General features: G+C 64.3%; 12 protein-coding genes and 1 tRNA gene. 7 read left to right on the top strand and 6 right to left on the bottom strand.

Going from position 1 to position 16,337, the window contains the following annotated elements; genetic code table 11:
* Nucleotides 1–45: 45 nt before the first annotated feature.
* The 3 genes from mutM to mutY all read left to right on the top strand — a co-directional run bounded on the left by mutM (nt 46) and on the right by mutY (nt 4,012).
* Nucleotides 46–861, top strand: coding sequence for a bifunctional DNA-formamidopyrimidine glycosylase/DNA-(apurinic or apyrimidinic site) lyase (gene mutM, locus GFK26_RS12370; protein ID WP_153282221.1), 816 nt, complete (start codon nt 46–48; stop codon nt 859–861).
* Between the two features lie 102 nt (nt 862–963).
* Complete coding sequence (locus GFK26_RS12375; protein ID WP_153282222.1) at nt 964–2,937, top strand: dynamin family protein; 1,974 nt, start codon at nt 964–966, stop codon at nt 2,935–2,937.
* Between the two features lie 40 nt (nt 2,938–2,977).
* Nucleotides 2,978–4,012: an A/G-specific adenine glycosylase gene (gene mutY, locus GFK26_RS12380; RefSeq protein WP_194274122.1), complete on the top strand. Its 1,035-nt coding sequence runs from the start codon at nt 2,978–2,980 to the stop codon at nt 4,010–4,012.
* Nucleotides 4,013–4,028: 16 nt separating this feature from the next.
* Here the strand turns inward: mutY and rapZ are convergent, their stop codons facing one another.
* From rapZ to GFK26_RS12395, 3 genes are read right to left on the bottom strand one after another with little or no spacing between them, the layout of a single operon-like run.
* Nucleotides 4,029–4,901: an RNase adapter RapZ gene (gene rapZ, locus GFK26_RS12385; protein WP_062476353.1), complete on the bottom strand. Its 873-nt coding sequence runs from the start codon at nt 4,899–4,901 to the stop codon at nt 4,029–4,031.
* Between the two features lie 5 nt (nt 4,902–4,906).
* Nucleotides 4,907–6,589, bottom strand: coding sequence for a DNA repair protein RecN (gene recN / locus GFK26_RS12390; RefSeq protein ID WP_153282224.1), 1,683 nt, complete (start codon nt 6,587–6,589; stop codon nt 4,907–4,909).
* A 37-nt stretch (nt 6,590–6,626) separates the two neighbouring features.
* Complete coding sequence (locus GFK26_RS12395; RefSeq protein WP_056573377.1) at nt 6,627–7,532, bottom strand: NAD kinase; 906 nt, start codon at nt 7,530–7,532, stop codon at nt 6,627–6,629.
* Nucleotides 7,533–7,563: 31 nt separating this feature from the next.
* Here GFK26_RS12395 and hrcA point away from each other — a divergent pair, with 31 nt between their 5' ends.
* Both hrcA and GFK26_RS12405 read left to right on the top strand, forming a co-directional pair.
* A complete protein-coding gene (gene hrcA / locus GFK26_RS12400) occupies nt 7,564–8,571 on the top strand; it encodes a heat-inducible transcriptional repressor HrcA (protein WP_153282225.1) in 1,008 nt (335 codons plus the stop codon).
* 35 nt (nt 8,572–8,606) lie between these two features.
* A tRNA-Ile gene (locus GFK26_RS12405) sits at nt 8,607–8,683 on the top strand.
* Nucleotides 8,684–8,876: 193 nt separating this feature from the next.
* Here GFK26_RS12405 and GFK26_RS12410 read toward each other — a convergent pair.
* Nucleotides 8,877–9,251: a hypothetical protein gene (locus GFK26_RS12410; RefSeq protein ID WP_153282226.1), complete on the bottom strand. Its 375-nt coding sequence runs from the start codon at nt 9,249–9,251 to the stop codon at nt 8,877–8,879.
* A gap of 435 nt (nt 9,252–9,686) precedes the next feature.
* Here GFK26_RS12410 and GFK26_RS12415 point away from each other — a divergent pair, with 435 nt between their 5' ends.
* Nucleotides 9,687–9,995, top strand: a complete 309-nt coding sequence (locus tag GFK26_RS12415; RefSeq protein WP_153282227.1) for a hypothetical protein — start codon at nt 9,687–9,689, stop codon at nt 9,993–9,995.
* Nucleotides 9,996–10,995: 1,000 nt separating this feature from the next.
* Nucleotides 10,996–11,472 carry an OmpA family protein gene (locus GFK26_RS34660; RefSeq protein ID WP_153282228.1) on the top strand — a complete coding sequence of 159 codons (477 nt, stop codon included), beginning with the start codon at nt 10,996–10,998 and terminating at the stop codon, nt 11,470–11,472.
* A 428-nt stretch (nt 11,473–11,900) separates the two neighbouring features.
* On the opposite strand, the gene GFK26_RS12425 is transcribed toward GFK26_RS34660, so the two are convergent.
* Both GFK26_RS12425 and GFK26_RS12430 read right to left on the bottom strand, forming a co-directional pair.
* The gene (locus tag GFK26_RS12425; protein ID WP_153282229.1) at nt 11,901–13,820 is read right to left on the bottom strand and encodes a UvrD-helicase domain-containing protein; all 1,920 of its coding nucleotides are present in this window, start codon (nt 13,818–13,820) and stop codon (nt 11,901–11,903) included.
* On the bottom strand, nt 13,817–16,000 hold the full coding sequence (locus tag GFK26_RS12430; protein WP_228121985.1) for an AAA family ATPase: 2,184 nt from the start codon (nt 15,998–16,000) through the stop codon (nt 13,817–13,819). Before GFK26_RS12430 ends, GFK26_RS12425 begins: the two co-directional genes overlap by 4 nt.
* Between the last annotated feature and the right edge of the window lie 337 nt (nt 16,001–16,337).

The raw sequence follows: 16,337 nt of genomic DNA on the forward strand, positions 1-16,337 counted from the left end.
ACGAGCGCCGCATGGGGCTTCGTCGCTGCCGGAGTTTTACTTTTCATGCCTGAACTACCCGAAGTCGAAGTCACCCGGCGCGGCTTTGCCGACCGCATCGCCGGCGCGCGCATCGAGTCCGTGCGCGTCGGCAAGCCGCTGCGCTGGGCGCTGATGGTGCTGCCGCAGGCGCTGGTCGGACGCCGCGTGCGCGAGGTGCGCCGTCGCGGCAAGTACCTGCTGATCGACCTGGACCGCGGGCTGTTGCTGCTGCACCTGGGCATGTCAGGCAGCCTGCGTTTCGACATCCACTTGCCGGAACCCGGCGTGCACGACCACTTCGACCTCGTCACCGAACTTGGAACCCTGCGGCTCAACGACCCGCGCCGCTTCGGCGCCGTGGTCTACGTGGACGACGAAGAGGCGCCCTGGGCCCTCAAGCTGCTCGGCGGGCTGGGCATGGAGCCGCTGGGCGATGCCTTCGACCTCGACGCCTTCCACGCGGGGCTGAAGAAACGCCGCACGGCCATCAAGCAGGTGCTGCTCGCGGGCGACGTGGTGGTGGGCGTGGGCAACATCTACGCGTCGGAGGCGCTGTTCATGGCCGGCATCCGCCCGACCTTGTCGGCGGCGCGCATCAGCCGGCCGCGCGCGGCGAAGCTGCATGCGGCGGTGCGCGAGATCCTGGCGCGGGCGGTGGAGAAGGGCGGCAGCACCCTGCGCGACTTCTCGAACGTGGACGGGCAGAACGGTTACTTCCAGCTCGAAGCGACCGTGTACGGCCGCGCGGGCGAGCCGTGCCGCGTGTGTAGCACGCCGATCCGGCTGTTGAAGCAGGGGCAGCGCTCTACTTATTACTGCCCTCACTGCCAGAAATCCTAGGAAGGCTGGCTCCGTGGCGATTGCTTCGGGGCAAACTCCTATAGGTACCCCGTTCGCCATTCGGCGATGTTATATTTGTAAATTCTTACTTACATCTTCCCCTTGAGCCGCTCTTTCAACCAACAGCTCGATCAGCACGGCGCCTGGCGGAGCAACTTCGCCCGCCGCCTTCAGTGGCTGTCCCGTTGGCTGACCGACAACGAGCTGCTCGACCAGGCCGTGGCCGAACGGCTGCGCGCACTCGAAGACCAGATCCGCACCAGCAAGGTCATGGTGGCCTTCGTGGCCGAGTTCTCGCGCGGCAAGTCGGAGCTGATCAACGCGATCTTCTTTGCCAGCTACGGGCGGCGGATCATGCCGGCCAGCGCCGGGCGCACCACGATGTGCCCGACCGAGCTGGGCTACGACGCCGCACTGGCGCCCAAGCTGCGCCTGCTGCCGATCGAAACCCGCCTGGAGCCGCATTCGCTCACCCACTGGCGCGAGCGACCCACGCGCTGGACCGAGCTGCCCATCGATGTGGACGACGCCGAGCAGCTGGCCCAGGCCATGGGCAAGGTGGCCGAAGTCCGCTGGGTGAGCAAGGACGAAGCCCGCGCGCTGGGTTTCTGGAACCCCGAGACGCCCGACGACAACCCGGTGCAAGACGCCGAAGGCCGCGTCGAAATTCCGCGCTGGCGCCATGCGGTGCTGAACATGCCGCACCCGCTGCTGGAGCAGGGGCTCGTGATCCTCGACACGCCCGGCCTGAACGCGATCGGCGCCGAGCCCGAACTCACCGTGAGCCTGATCCCGCAGGCGCATGCCGTCGTCTTCATCCTGGGCGCCGAAACCGGCGTGACCCGCTCCGACCTGTCGATCTGGCGCGAGCACCTGATCACCGGCGACGAGAGCCACGACACGCGCTTCGTGGTGCTCAACAAGATCGACACGCTGTGGGACACGCTGAGCACCCCCACGCAGATCGCGCAGCAGATCGAGCGCCAGCGCGAAGGCGCGGCCCGGCTGCTCGACGTGCCGCTGGCGCAGGTGCTGCCGGTGTCGGCGCAGAAGGGGCTGCAGGCCAAGATCGGTCACGACGCGGCGCTGCTCGAAGCCAGCCGGCTGCCAGCGCTCGAAGCGCTGCTCGGCGAAGGCGTGCTCGGCAAGCGCGAGACCATGCTGCGGCTCGCGGTCGATGCCGGCATGACCGCGCTGCGCACCGAGGCCGAGCGCCTGCTGAAGGTGCGCCAGCGCGACCTGTCGGAGCAGGCGCTGGAACTGCAGGGCCTGCGCGGCAAGAACGTGTCGGTCATCCGCCACATGCGCGCGCGCATCGACCAGGAACACGCCGAATTCGAAGGCAGCAACACGCGCATCCTGGCGCTGCGCTCGGTGCAGGGCAAGCTGCTGCGCGAGGTGTACGCGGTGCTCGGGCGCACGGCGCTCAAGGCCGACATGGTCAAGCTGGCCGCGGCGCTCAAGCGCCCCGGCGTCAAGTTCAATGTGCGCAAGGTATACGGCGAAACCTTCGATGCGCTGCGCAACAACCTGCGCGAAGTGCAGGCGACGACGGCCGAGATCCAGTCGATGCTGCACGCCACCTTCCGCCAGCTCAACGCCGAGCAGGGCTTCACGCTGCAGGCGCCGGCCGAGCCCGACCTGAGCGGCTTCGAGCAGGAGCTGGGCCAGATCGAGCGCAGCCACATCCACTACCTGGGCGTGGGCAACCTGATCAAGCTCGCGCAGGCTGACTTCTGCGACAAGCTGGTGCGCGCGCTGGCCAGCCGGCTGCGGCTCGTGAACGAGGCCGCCATGACCGAGGTCGAGCGCTGGAGCAAGGGCGCGAGCGCGCAGATCGATGCGCAGCTCAAGGAGCGCCGCCGCAATTTCAGCAAGCGCATCGAGGCGATCGAACGCATCCAGAACGCCGCAGGCAGCCTCGACGACCGGTTGGCCGAGATCGCCGCGCAAGAGAGCCACCTGGCCGCGCTGCAGGAGCGGCTGCACGAGTTCACCTCGCTGATCGCGCAGCACGGCAGCCAGCTGCCTGCCGCGGCCGCCGCCATCGCGGGCGAGCAACTGCGTGCGGCCTGAGCGCGCCGCCGCGCGGGCGGCCGTCTCCCCATCTGTGTCACTGCCCCCCGATTTCGCCGCACAGATCGTGCGCTGGCAGCGCAGCCACGGACGCAGCGAACTGCCGTGGCAGAACACGCGCGACCCGTACCGCGTCTGGCTCTCGGAGGTGATGCTTCAGCAGACCCAGGTCACGACCGTGCTCGGCTACTTCGCGCGCTTTCTTGAACGCTTCCCGGACGTGGCGGCGCTGGCCGCCGGCACCGAGGACGAGGTGTTCGGCCTGTGGAGCGGGCTGGGCTACTACAGCCGCGCGCGCAACATGCACCGCTGCGCGCAGGAGGTGGTCGCGCGCTTCGGCGGCGCCTTCCCGCACACCGCCGCCGAACTCGTGACTTTGCCCGGCATCGGGCGCTCCACCGCTGCGGCGATCGCGGCTTTCTGTTTCGGCGAGCGCGTGGCGATCCTCGACGGCAACGTGAAGCGCGTGCTGACGCGCGTGCTCGGCTTCGACGGCGACATGTCGTCGTCGGCGCAGGAGCGTGCGCTGTGGGACCTCGCCACGCAGCTGCTGCCGCCGGAAGGTCAGCGCGAGGCGGTGGCGCACTACACGCAGGGCCTGATGGACCTGGGCGCCACGGTCTGCCTGCCGCGCAAGCCCAGCTGCATGACCTGCCCGGTGAACGCCATCTGCGTGGGCTTGCGCCAGGGCGCGCCCGAGCGCTATCCGGTGAAGACGCGCAAGCTCAAGCGCAGCGCCCAGTCGCTGTGGGTGCTGCTGGCGCGCGACGCCCAAGGGCGCGTGTGGCTGGAGAAGCGGCCGGCCAAGGGCATCTGGGCGGGGCTGCATTGCCTGCCGGTGTTCGACAGCCATGAGGCGCTGCTCGCGGCCCTGCCGGCAGGCGCGGCGCATGACGCGCAGGAGCTACCACCCTTCGTGCATGTGCTGACCCACAAGGATCTGCACCTGCATCCGGTGCTGCTCCAGGGCGTCCAGCCGCAAGGCGAGGGCGCGCGCTGGGTCGAGGCGCAGGAGTGGAGTCGATTGGGGCTGCCCGCCCCGATGCGCAAGCTGCTGGAAGCCGCCGAGGCCTGAACGGCCTTCGCCGCCGTCAGGCGTCGAGTTCGCGGTGGCGCTTGAGCGCGCCCCAGCGGGCACCGAAGGCGCGCGCCAGCTGCTCGACCAGGAACACCGACCGGTGCTGGCCGCCCGTGCAGCCGATGGCCACTGTCACGTAGCTGCGGTGGTCGCGCGCGAGCGCGTCGAGCCAGTGCGTCAGGAACTGTTCGATGTCGTCGAACATGCGCGCCACGTCGTCGTGCTCGCGCAGCCACTCGATCACCGGTTCGTCGCGGCCCGTCAGCGCGCGCAGCGCCGGCACGTAGTGCGGGTTGGGCAGCATGCGCACGTCGAACACGTAGTCGGCATCGAGCGGCACGCCGCGCTTGAAGGCGAACGACTCGAACACCAGCGTCAGCGCGTTCTGCGGCGCCGAGATCAGCCCCTTGATGTAGCTCTGGAGCTGCGCGGGGCGGATGAGGCTGGTGTCGATCACGTCGGCGCCGTCGCGCAGGTCGGCCAGCAATTCGCGTTCGAGTTCGATGGCCTGCACCAGCACGCGGTGCTGCTCGGGCACGTCGGTGCGGCTTTCCTGGCGCGAGAGCGGGTGGCGCCGGCGCGTTTCCGAATAACGGCGCAGCAGCGCGTCGGTGGTCGCGTCGAGGAACAGCGAGCGCAGCGAGACGCCGTCGGCGCGCAGCGCTTCGAGCTGCTGCGGCACGATCGGCAGCGACACGCCGCTGCGCACGTCCATCGCAATTGCCACGCGCGTGGCTTGCTGTTCGTGCTGCAGCGCGATGAAGGCCGTGAGCAATTCGGGCGGCAGGTTGTCGACGCAGTAATAGCCGGCGTCTTCCAGCGCGTGCAGCGCCACCGACTTGCCGGAGCCCGACATGCCGGTGATGAGGACGAGGTCGAGATTCATGGCCGTCATGGGGCGGTCGCCGGCGTCTTGTGGCCGAGCATTTCGCGCGCATGGGCAAGCGAGGTGGCCGACACCTTTTCGCCGCCGAGCATGCGGGCGATTTCGCGCGCCCGGTCGTCGGCCGCCAGGCGCGACACACCGCTTTCGGTGCGCGGGCCGTCCGTGCCGGCGGTTGTCGTCTGGCGCTTGGCGACCACGAGGTGGTGGTCGGCGCAGGCTGCCACTTGGGGAAGATGGGTCACGGCGAGCACCTGGCGGTCGCGACCGAGTTGCTTCATGAGGCGGCCCACGGTCTCGGCGACGGCACCGCCGACGCCGGCATCGACCTCGTCGAAGATCAGTGTCTGCGCGGCGCCCAGTTCGCTGGTCGTCACGGCAATGGCCAGCGCGATGCGCGAGAGCTCACCGCCCGAGGCCACCTTGCCGATGGCGCGCGGCGTGCTGCCGGCGTGGCCGGCCACCAGGAACGAAATTTCTTCGAGGCCGGCGCGGCTGGGCTGTGCCAGCGGCTGCAGTTCGACGTCGAAGCGCCCGCCCTGCATGCCCAGCCCCTGCATCGCCTGCGTGACGGCCTGGGCGAGGCGCGGTGCGGCCTGCTTGCGGATCTTGCCGAGGGCCTTGGCTTCCTTCATGTAGGCCTGCTGGGTGTTCTGCTCGGCGCGCTCCAGGCCTTCGAGGTCGCTTTGCGCGTCGAGCGCCTGCAGCTCCGCCTGCCAGCCCGCCAGCAGCACGGGCAGCTCGGCCGGCGTGCGCTTGTAGCGGCGCGCGAGCGACATCCACAGGCCCATGCGCTCGTCGAGTTCGGCGAGGGTTTTCGGATCAGTGTCGGTGTCGCGCAGGTAGCCGTGCAGCGAGTGGGCCGCGTCCGAGGCCTGCGCCACGCAGGAAGCCAGCACTTCGCCCAGCGTGCGGAATTCGGGCTCGATGTGCTCGCAGTTCTGCAGCAGCGTCGCGGCGCGCGTAAGAGCGGCGAGGGCGCCGTTGTCGTCGTCTTCGAGCGCCTGGCTCGCGCCTTGTGCCGCGTCGATGAGCGCCTGCGCGTTCGAGATGCGCGAGTGGTGGGCCGAAAGCTCTTCCCACTCGTCGGCGCCCGGTGCGAGCTTCGCGACTTCGGAGATCTGCCATTGCAGCCGCTCGCGCTCGCGCTGCAGCGAGTCTTGCGCCGAGCGTGCGTGCTCGAGCGCCGAAAGCGCCTGCCGCCAGCTGTGCCAGGCGGCGTCGAGCGCGTCGGTGCGCGCGCCCGCATAGGCGTCGAGCAGGCCGCGCACGGCCTCGGGGCGGGTCAGGCTCTGCCAGGCGTGCTGGCCGTGGATGTCGAGCAGACGGTCGCCGAGTTCGCGCAGTTGCGTGGCGGTGGCGGGGCTGCCGTTGATCCAGCCGCGGCTGCGTCCCTGAAGGTCGACCGTGCGGCGCAGCAGCAGCCCGTCGCCGACCTCGAAGCCGCCTTCGTCGAGCCAGCCGGCCAGGGCCGGGTCGGCATCGAACTCGGCGCTCACGTCGAGCCGCTCGGCGCCTTCGCGCACGGCACCGGCGTCGGCGCGGTTGCCCAGCGCCAGTTGCAGCGCGTCGATCAGGATGGACTTGCCGGCGCCGGTTTCCCCGGTCAGCACCGTGAAGCCGGCCGACAGATCGAGTTCAAGGGACCGCACGATCACGAAGTCGCGCAGTGCGATGCGTCGCAAAGCCATCTCAGTTCGTCCTCAAGCGGGGGGCATGGTCCTTCATTCAGGAGCCCCCTTCGTTCCAATGGAGTTTTTTCCGCAGCGTGTCGAAGTAGCTCCAGCCGCGTGGATGCAGAAAGCGCACCCGGAAGTCGGAGCGGCGCACCACCACGCGGTCGCCGATGGCGAGCGAGGCGAGCGACTGCATGTCGAAATTGGCGCTGGCGTCGCGCCCGCTCACCAGCTCGATCACGATCTCGTCGGCGTCGGGCAGCAGCACGGGGCGGTTCGACAGCGTGTGCGGCGCGATCGGCACCATCACCCAGCCCGGCACCGCCGGATGCAGCAGCGGCCCGCCGGCCGACAGCGCATAGGCCGTCGAGCCCGTGGGCGACGCGATGATCAGTCCGTCGGCACGCTGGTTGGCCACGAAATGCCGGCCCACCGACACGCGCATCTCGACCATGCCCGAGGTGGCGCCGCGGTTGACGACCACGTCGTTCATCGCCAGCGCGTCGAACACCACGGCCTCGTCGCGGATCACCTGCGCGTGCATCAGGCTGCGGTGGTCTTCTTCGTATTCGCCGGCCAGCATCGGGATGAGTGTGGCCTGGTAGTTGTCGAGCGGGATGTCGGTGATGAAGCCGAGCCGGCCGCGGTTGATGCCGATCAGCGGGATGCCGTAGCACGCGAGCTGCCGGCCGATGCCGAGCATGGTGCCGTCACCGCCGACCACGAGGCCGAGGTCGCAGCGCTGGCCGATTTCTTCGACCGACAGCGCCTGGTAACGCGGGTGCGGCGGGGCGTCGGTGTCCTCGCAGGACGAACGCTCCACGAACACCGTGCAACCCTGCGATTCAAGGAAGGCGCCAATGCCCTCCATCACGCCGTCGCGCGCATCGGCTTGCGCCCGGGCGCCGGAAGCCTGGTATTTGCCGATCAGGGCGACGTGACGAAAGCGAGAGGTCATAGCTCACAAATTACAACACTAAAATCTTGCAATGCTGGACGACCGTGCCAAGTTGCTGTTGAAGACGCTGGTCGAGCGTTACATCGCCGACGGGCAACCCGTCGGATCACGCACGCTCTCGCGTTCGGCGGGGCTGGATCTCTCGCCCGCGACCATCCGCAACGTCATGTCCGACCTCGAGGCGCTGGGGCTCATTGCAAGCCCCCACACCTCGGCCGGACGCGTGCCGACCACGCGCGGCTACCGGTTGTTCGTCGACACCATGCTGACGGCGCAGCGCGAGGAGATGAGCACGCCAAGCCTGGCGGCCGACCAGCCGCAGAAGGTGATTGCCAACGCCGCCCACCTGCTGTCGAACCTGTCGCAGTTCGTCGGTGTGGTGATGGCGCCGCGGCGCGCCTCGGTGTTCAAGCAGATCGAATTTTTGCGCCTGTCGGAGCGGCGTCTGCTGGTGATCATCGTGTCGCCCGACGGCGATGTGCAGAACCGCGTGATCTTCCCCGAGTCCGATTACTCGCAGTCGCAACTGGTCGAGGCCTCGAACTACATCAACGCACACTTTGCGGGCCTGACGATCGAGCAGGTGCGCGACCGGCTGCAGTCCGAGGTCGAGAAGCTGCGCGGTGAAATCGCCGCGCTGATGCAGGCCGCGGTGCAGGTCAGCTCCGAGGTGCTCACCGATGCCAAGGCCGACGACGTCGTGATTTCCGGCGAGCGCAACCTGCTGTCGGTGACCGATTTCTCCAGCGACATGGGACAGCTGCGGCGCGCCTTCGATCTTTTCGAGGAGAAGGCTCAGCTGATGCGGTTGCTCGACGTGTCGAGCAAGGCCGAGGGCGTGCGCATCTTCATCGGCGGCGAAAGCCAGGTCGTGCCCTTCGAGGAACTGTCGATCGTCAGCGCCAATTACGAGGTCGACGGCCAGGTGGTCGGCACGCTGGGCGTGATCGGCCCGACCCGCATGCCGTACGACCGCATGATCCAGATCGTCGATATCACCTCGCGGCTGGTGAGCAACGCGCTGAGCTACCGCAAGTAGCCGGCCGCGCGCGGCGCATAGAATCGTGCCCGCGTGGGCCGTTAGCTCAGTTGGTTAGAGCAGCGGACTCATAATCCGTTGGTCGAGTGTTCAAGCCACTCACGGCCTACCACCAAAGCCGCGTCAATGCTGAGAAGTCCGCTATTCAAAAGATAGCGGACTTTTTTCATGGCGGAACCGTTGCCAGATTATTGCCAGATTTGCTCCGGATGCTGCTGCATTCAACCGCACTGTGCCGCACGTTTCGTCGTCAGTCCGGACCGTCGGCAACTTGCTCGCGTTGGCACTTGTGGGGATGGCTCTGGCTATATGCCGCCTTCCTGTTCTTCGTTGACCTTCACGACTTCCCCGGCAGCGCGCTGAATTGAAGCGGGGCTCAATCTCGGCTGCAGCCGCTCGCATGCTGCAAGACCGTCGACAATCAGCTCCCTTGCCGCCCTCTCGATTCCTTTCTCAGCCGACAGACCCACTAGCGCTTTCGCAGCGTTGTGCACGGCACACAGATCAGCATCATCCCCATCAATGGCGGCGTCCTCGCATGCGGAGACCACCCCGTAGATGATTGCCCCGGCTTGTTGCACGAGAGCCTGAACATCGTCGCCGATCAGCGCATGAATGCTGGCCTTGACATGATCGGCCTGCCAGGCTCGACGAATTTCGGCCTTTTGGAACAGGTTCAATCCCGTTACTGGTTTGCGACGAGTTCCCTTCCGCACTTTCCCACTCCCCAAAAAGATTGCGTTCAACGAGTGGAGCTTACTGCGGGGAACGACGACGAAGCTGTGTGGTGCTGAGCAGGCACTCAGATGACCGCTCTGGAGTCGTGCGAGTGTCGCAAAGGGGCCCGTTCACGACGGCCGGGCGACAGGCTACAGTCGGCCAAAAGCGGAAGCTCATTACACCGTCCGTGGTCACGCATGCGCTCCGAAAGGGGCAAGAAAAAACACTGAGGAGAGGGCATGCCATCAATTTGGAAAGCATTCCCCCGGCATATGGGGGCCGCAACTCTAGCCGTTGCACTTAGCGCATGCGCCCCCCCGGGTCCCGAGTCGACGGTGTGCAAATCCTTCTCCTTCGAGATCAAGAAAAGCGAATGGACAGACGTAAGACGGCTGATGCACGACTTCTCGATTGAAAGCCCCGGCAATCCTCCGTTTCTCGATGAGAGCTATCAAGATCCAGCAGACAAACGCAACTTAAGCCTCCAAGTTAAGCGTACGGGTGTGGGCATCACAATTTACGTTGATGGCCTGATCTTCAAAGATGGCGAAAAAGTAACGCTGCGAGTGGTAGATGCGAACACAAACACTCGAGCCACGCAGTGCAATGCGGAGTACCGTGCGGACTATGAAAACGTCCGAGCCAAACTGGCGGGGCGTTGGACGATTTCGGAGTCGTCGGAGCATGTCGGACCAGTGCGATAGCGACGGCCGCGCACAACCGGCCGCGGCCTTCAATGGCCGGAGTGATGGACGAGGATTCAGCGCCCGCTTCTGGGCTGGCGAGAAGACAGCTTAGGGCCCCATACCGGAAGTTTCGCCTTCTCTGAAGCGGACATTCAACTTGTGTCGGTGCATACGTCTAGCCAATCCGTTAGGCAGCGGGTTCACAAGCTGCACATCATCCTCACTGAAACCGAGTGGTCTTCCCCACTGCTCGCGGTGCCGTCAAAGGGGCCATCGGAGATGTCAATCAACACGCGCGTCAGCTTGGGATTGAATCTCTCCATGTAGCTGCGTATGCGTTCTGCACGTTCGCCTATGAGCTGGTAGTCCCGTCGCGGCAGCGATCTGGGCGCGACCGAATACTCGATCATCAGCCACGACCGAGAAGCCCAGTCCGACCCACACCGTTTTTCCATTTCTGCGGCGGCACGGTCGAGTGAGGCACTTTGATCACTCGATAGCGAAGATTCCGATCTGTGAAACACCAACGTCGCTCCTGCACTTGCTGGTGCGGCAGTACTCAACGCCCAGGCGTTCGAGAGGAAAGCTATGCCGAGTAGCAAGAGTACGCGAGTGACCAGGACTGACACGCTGCATAGTCGCATCGGAAGTCGCCATAACTCGGTATGTTGCATCGGGCAAAAGTAGTCGCCTGTGCTGAGGTTTTTCGGTTCAACGGTGTATCTCATGACAGCGGGTTTCGGGATTTAAAGTGCAGTTTCGTCAGCGATGACAAGAAAACTGGAGGGGCATGACAAACTTCTGCTCTTGGCCGACTGTAGCTGTACTGGCCACAGACAGAAAGGACCCGAAGCTGCCGGTCGGAATTGCCCAAAGCGGAAGTAGCAGCATCCCAAAGCGGTCCCTTGAGAACTTCGACGGCTCGTGCCCAAAGTCGTCATGAGAAATGACGACAGACGGTAGGTTGGCCCGCTTATAAGATTGCCGCGCAACCGGTGATTTCGACCGTGAAAGGCATATGAAAAAGTCCATCTGTGCGATCTGGTACACGCGGCGGCACCTCGCATTGACGGTGCTTTTACTGTCACTGCCTGTGGCTGGATGGCCGCTCTCTCCCGTTTACGTCGACCGAGACCTGTACTTTGGCAAGAACGAAGTCGCTCTTAAGCCAGAACACTTGGAGATCCTGAGGGCGCTTGCCTGCCACACAACCGCTGACGGCCGCCCAATCTTCGTTTACGGCCACGCCTCCAAGTCGGAGCACGCACCCATGAAGCTTGCTCAGAGACGAGCTGAAGCAGTCAAGAATACGTTGATCCAGTTCGGCTTCGCGGCAGCACGGATTGGCATCGAATCACACGGCGCCGACCTACCCGTTTCTGTAGAACGCGACGCAGATGGGAGGGCGAAAAACCGTCGCGTTGAAATCGCCTCGCCCGGATCTCTCAGTGCAAACAGTTGCGACAAGGTAAGTCGAGACCGACCTCGCCCGTAGCGGAAGAATAAAGCAGACTTGATTTGGCAAATAAAGCTGCTGTCGACACCTCCGCCGAGAGACTGCTTCTGGCCGATTCTGTTGAAAAAATCGGTCGCAGCGTTCACCGCTGCACCGTGTCGAAAATCGACCTCTCAGATCGATCCAGGATCGACGATCGCGGCACAGGGAATGGTTTGACGGTCGCGATGATTCGGACGGTGCTTTTCATGCAGGCTCAAGTTGGAGTAGAACTCCATCGACATAGGTGGACGCTGTCTGCTTCGGCATAGGCAAACGTCTAACTTTGGTTTTCCGCGACCGGCCGCTCGAGGTCGACTGTAGCCGCACCGGCTGTTGGCGCAATGGAGCCCAAGCCGCTCTGAACCCAACACCGCGCCACCCCTCTGCGACTCAACTCTGTCTTCGACCCGACTAGGGGCAGCCGCTTACACCACTTCGATGTGCCAGCCCTTGCTCAAGAGCGCCGTTCGCAATCCCGGCGGAACTCGCTCTTCGTTTGCCGCTAGGCACAACAACGCCGCAGGGCGGGACATCGCAACATAGAGATTCCGCATTTGGGCCTGCTGTGTCTTTGGGAGCTTGCCGAGCTTCTTCGAGGCAATCCCGGCGATGTATTCAAGCCCCAGCGCAACGTCAAACTTCCTGCTGGTGCCACCGTAGGATTCCAGGACCAGGGATGCGGAGTGCGTCTCGCCCTTCATCCCGGCTGTCGTGCCTAGCCCAAACTCAAGACTCCGTCCCAGGTGGGAGACCTGACACCTCGTCGAGGCGGTCGAACTCGTCGTCCCTTGCGGCCCTGGCCCATCAAATACGCTCATTTCTGAGAACTCATCAAACTCGAGTTCATCCGGGAGGTACGGCTTGAGTCCTACATACACAAGCTGGATGGTCGAATCGCGCTGGCCCACGACACAGAGTTGCTCACCAGAAATCGCCAGGTGACGGGTGAGACCTTCAATCGGCCCTGATGCCCCGAACTCTCTTGCGGCCCGAGGTAGCGCACGTGCATCTCGAACACCGTCCGCCAGAGGCGACCCTGCCGCGCGGAGCACCAGCAGCAGTGCCCTCCGGACGTCGGAAACACGCGAGCTGAGCGATGCCTCCAGCAGGGTCTTCTTGGCATCCCCGACGAGCCCCCAGAAGCATTCAGAACGCATGCTGGCGATTTGCTGGCCTTCACCATAGGCCGGCCAGTAGTCCACAAGATGGCGCCCAGCCGCAACCTTGCCCTCTCCCGCCTTGCGAGTGCACATCGCCTTCACCTCGCGGGCACCAGCTTCGTCCTCGGTCAGGCGGTCGATTACCAAGCGGCCATAGTGTGGCAACACCTTGGCTGCATCTGCCGTGGAATACAAGAGTAGGGTCGGCGCGTGGGTGCCAGTTCCCTCTCCAACAACTGCATTGCCGCTCAGGCGCACGCTTCCCACCGCACTCGCGATGGCCGGACCAAACCGCTTGCTGGTGCTGATGCAACCGTAGCCGCCCCTCGGGAACGTGAGGAGGTCAGCATTCTCCTCGTCCGAGAGAATCTTCTGGTCTACATCCCCGAGTCTTTGCATCACCGACTTTCCATCGAAGATGCGATTCAGGAAGGACTCTTGGTCCCAGGACGTGTCCTGCATCTCGTCGATGAACACCATCGGGAACCGCCGGTGAACGACATCCACGAGATGAGGGCAGGTCTTGAGCGCGAGGTCGGCGTACGCGAACATGTCCCGATGCCGAAAGATGCCGTCCTTGGTCAGCATCTTCTTAAGCGTCATCAGCGACTTGTATGACGCCGTGTGCGTGCCGGGCAGTGTTCCGCTCTCAATTTGCACCTGCAGGTCCGCCGTCCGATAAAACAAGGATGTGGCGATGCCGTCGCCATTGTTCTGGTTCTCCAGATACACGCGCAGGCCCGAGAACATGCCCAGCTGAAGAAGCGACTTGGCCTTATCGGCGAAGACCACGTCGTCGATGACATCGACCTTTTGGCCCAAGCTTCGCAGCATAGGCATCGCGAAGAACTGGTTGACGAAGGCATGGATGGTGCCAACGAAATGGGGATAACTCAGTAGCTGCGCGCCCTCAGCGCTCCCCCCTAAGCGCTGCGCAATCTCGTCCCGCGCCACGTTGGTGTGGCTGAGAACACAGATTCCGCGTCGAGCATGTGGCCACTTCTTGGCCAGCAAGAGCAGCTTGGCCGCGAGCAATGAAGTCTTCCCGCTACCCGGAACCGCATTGAAGTCACGCGAACCGTTCTCCAGCAGCGCGCTCCGACGTTCCGCATCATCGAACATCAGGTCCTTGGTTAGGGTCGTGAGATCGGCCAAGTCCGCCGGTCCGAGGCTGACCGCGCTCACGTTCCAGTTCCCTGCGTGACACCCGTCGACGCACTTGGCGGAGCGACTGGGGCCGCCGGCGCGGCTCCAGCCTGACCATATGTCTGAGCACTGGCGACGACGGGGCCTTGCGGGGCGGCCACGGTCGGGATGGCCGACGGAACTGACGGGAACGCCGCAGGCACCGGAGGCAGCGTGGAGCTTGGGACTGACGCGGCAGCTCCAGGCACGGTGAGCGCGGATAGCACTGCCGCCCCCGCGCCCGCCGTCGCTGCCGGCTTCGCGGCTGGAGCGATAGTCAAGTGGGAGAGTGCTGCCTGCAGGTAAGGAGGCAAAGCCTTGAACAGGTCTTCGCCCGTTCCATACTTCCCCGTGCAGACCAAGTGGGCTGCGTACTGGGCCGCGATGGCCTTCGATGCTTCCTTCAGTTGAAGCGGCTTGTAGATGATGGCCGCCAGGGCTTCTGGGGTGTGCCCTGCACCATCCAACGAGGTCCAGCTCAACTCAGCTGCGGCCAGCGTCTCAGTTTCATCGGCTTCTTCAAGACGTTCATCGCGAGACTTTGCCTTGGCTGCCAGAGAAATCGCCAGGTGCATCAGCTTCGCGCAGCCATGCAGCGCCAGGTCGAACTCAAGCGTCCAGCGGTCAGAAACACACACGATGGTCTTGCCGCCTTCAGCTCGCTCCTTCTTCCTCTGTACCGCTTCAGCCATCTCAAGTGCGGAGTAATCAGAATCGAAGCGCTTCCCCTTGGCGGGCTTGGCGACGTAAGGCTTTGCGACGTCGGGCACGATGTCCCGATCCGTCAGGCAGACCACCGGAATCGGAATCTCCGGGCCGGCTCCCTCGCGCTGAAGGATGCGAGCGTAGTGATACAGCCCAGTGTGTCCGACGTTGACCATCGACACGCCGTGCTTTGAGAACGACCGACCGCACATCTCAGCGATAGCGGGAACCAAGATGGCTTCGGCAGGTCCCTCCACCATCATGATGCCGCGGGCAAAGAACAAGTTCGCCTTGGTTGCGTCGATGAAGCGGCGCAGGAACGAGTAGTCGGTGCGCCTGAGCTTGGTCTTTCCCGCGGCCAACGGGAACGTCTGAGCCTTGTGCACCAGCGTCATGTCTTCGATGCGCGCGGTCGACACCAACGAAGGGCTATGGGTCGTCATGATGACCTGCACGCGCTTCTCCGCCTGCTCCTCGTTAGAGTGTTCCTTCAGCAGGTCCATCACGCGCTCTTGCAGCTGCGGATGGAGGTGGGCCTCAGGCTCTTCGACGAGCAGCAGAGCGAGTTCCTCGCCGTCCCGAAGCAGCACCAGCTCGGTGGCCATGAACAGCGCGTTGTTGTAGCCAAGGCCCCGCGCACAGCGTTCATCCGGATGAATATGCGCGCCGGGCAGCAAGGACAGCTCGAACTTCTCAAGGATTGGCGTCAGCGAAAGGTCGGGGGCGATACGGATGCGCGACTGAAGCTCCTCGCCGGAGAACGCGAACTGACCGAGGTAGTTATCGTTGATGTCTTTCTCTACGCCCTTGACGACCTCATGCTCACCCAGGTGGTGCTGCGCGAATGCCATCAAGCCGACCAAGCGCTCAGGAACGTCTTTGGGCGAGGCCTTATCGAAGTCGTTCACTTCCTGACCTGCGATGTCGTTGTGGGCGCCAAGAATCTGCGAAAGACGCGATTGGCGGCCTGGTCGCAACTCCGCTTCGGCGTCACGCAGTGGCCTCAGGTAGGTCGCGCGCACAAGCTCTCTGACCGCATAGCCGACCTCCGGCCCGGTGCCAGCAGCGCCGGTTCGAACGACGGTGTCGACGCGCGCTCGCTTTGTCGCTTGCGGCGGATGGTAGCGCGCCTCGAGATGGAGGATGAGCGAGCAGGTTCCGTCCGCGCCGAGGGTGAGCCATTCGAGAACCGATGCCTCTTGGTCTGGGCTCAATCCACACAGCGTGGCTTCGATGCTGAGTGTTTGGGCGCGACTTTTTCCTTCAATGTGGAAGTCCTGCTCGAAGAGCCTGACAGGCTCATAGCTTGTCGTCAGCAGTACCTGCCGGATGGCATCAACGACTCCGGTCTTGCCAGCATCGTTCTCACCAACAAGGATGTTGAGCCCGGGATTGAGCTCCCAGTTCAGTTCAGGCGCAGTCGTGCCGTCCCCGAACGCGCGATAGTTGCGCGCCCGGATGTGCTTCAGGTACATGCTTTCTCCCCACTTGTTCGACGGCATCACCTGCGAAAGTTTGCAGGCTCCCTCCGACTTCGGTTCTCGCTTGCCGCTTAGGTCATTCACGCCCTTGCGATGTCGTCTTCACCGTCTCGTCCCACGGCACTAGGCTCCGTACCGGATAGGCCCCTCAGTTGAGGTGGTTGGACGCATTCGGCGCTAAACGTCTTGGCGCTACCGCAACACTATCACCTCTCCGCGCATGCGGGGGAATCGAAAGTTCGCATCGAACGTCCGCTTGTGCTCGTCGCGGCCATTTGAATCGCTTTTCGCGAAGGACACCGCACCCCCGAGCAGCGGGTCTTGCCTCTCA

The organism is Variovorax paradoxus (assembly GCF_009498455.1).
In the GTDB taxonomy this organism is placed as follows: domain Bacteria; phylum Pseudomonadota; class Gammaproteobacteria; order Burkholderiales; family Burkholderiaceae_C; genus Variovorax; species Variovorax paradoxus_H.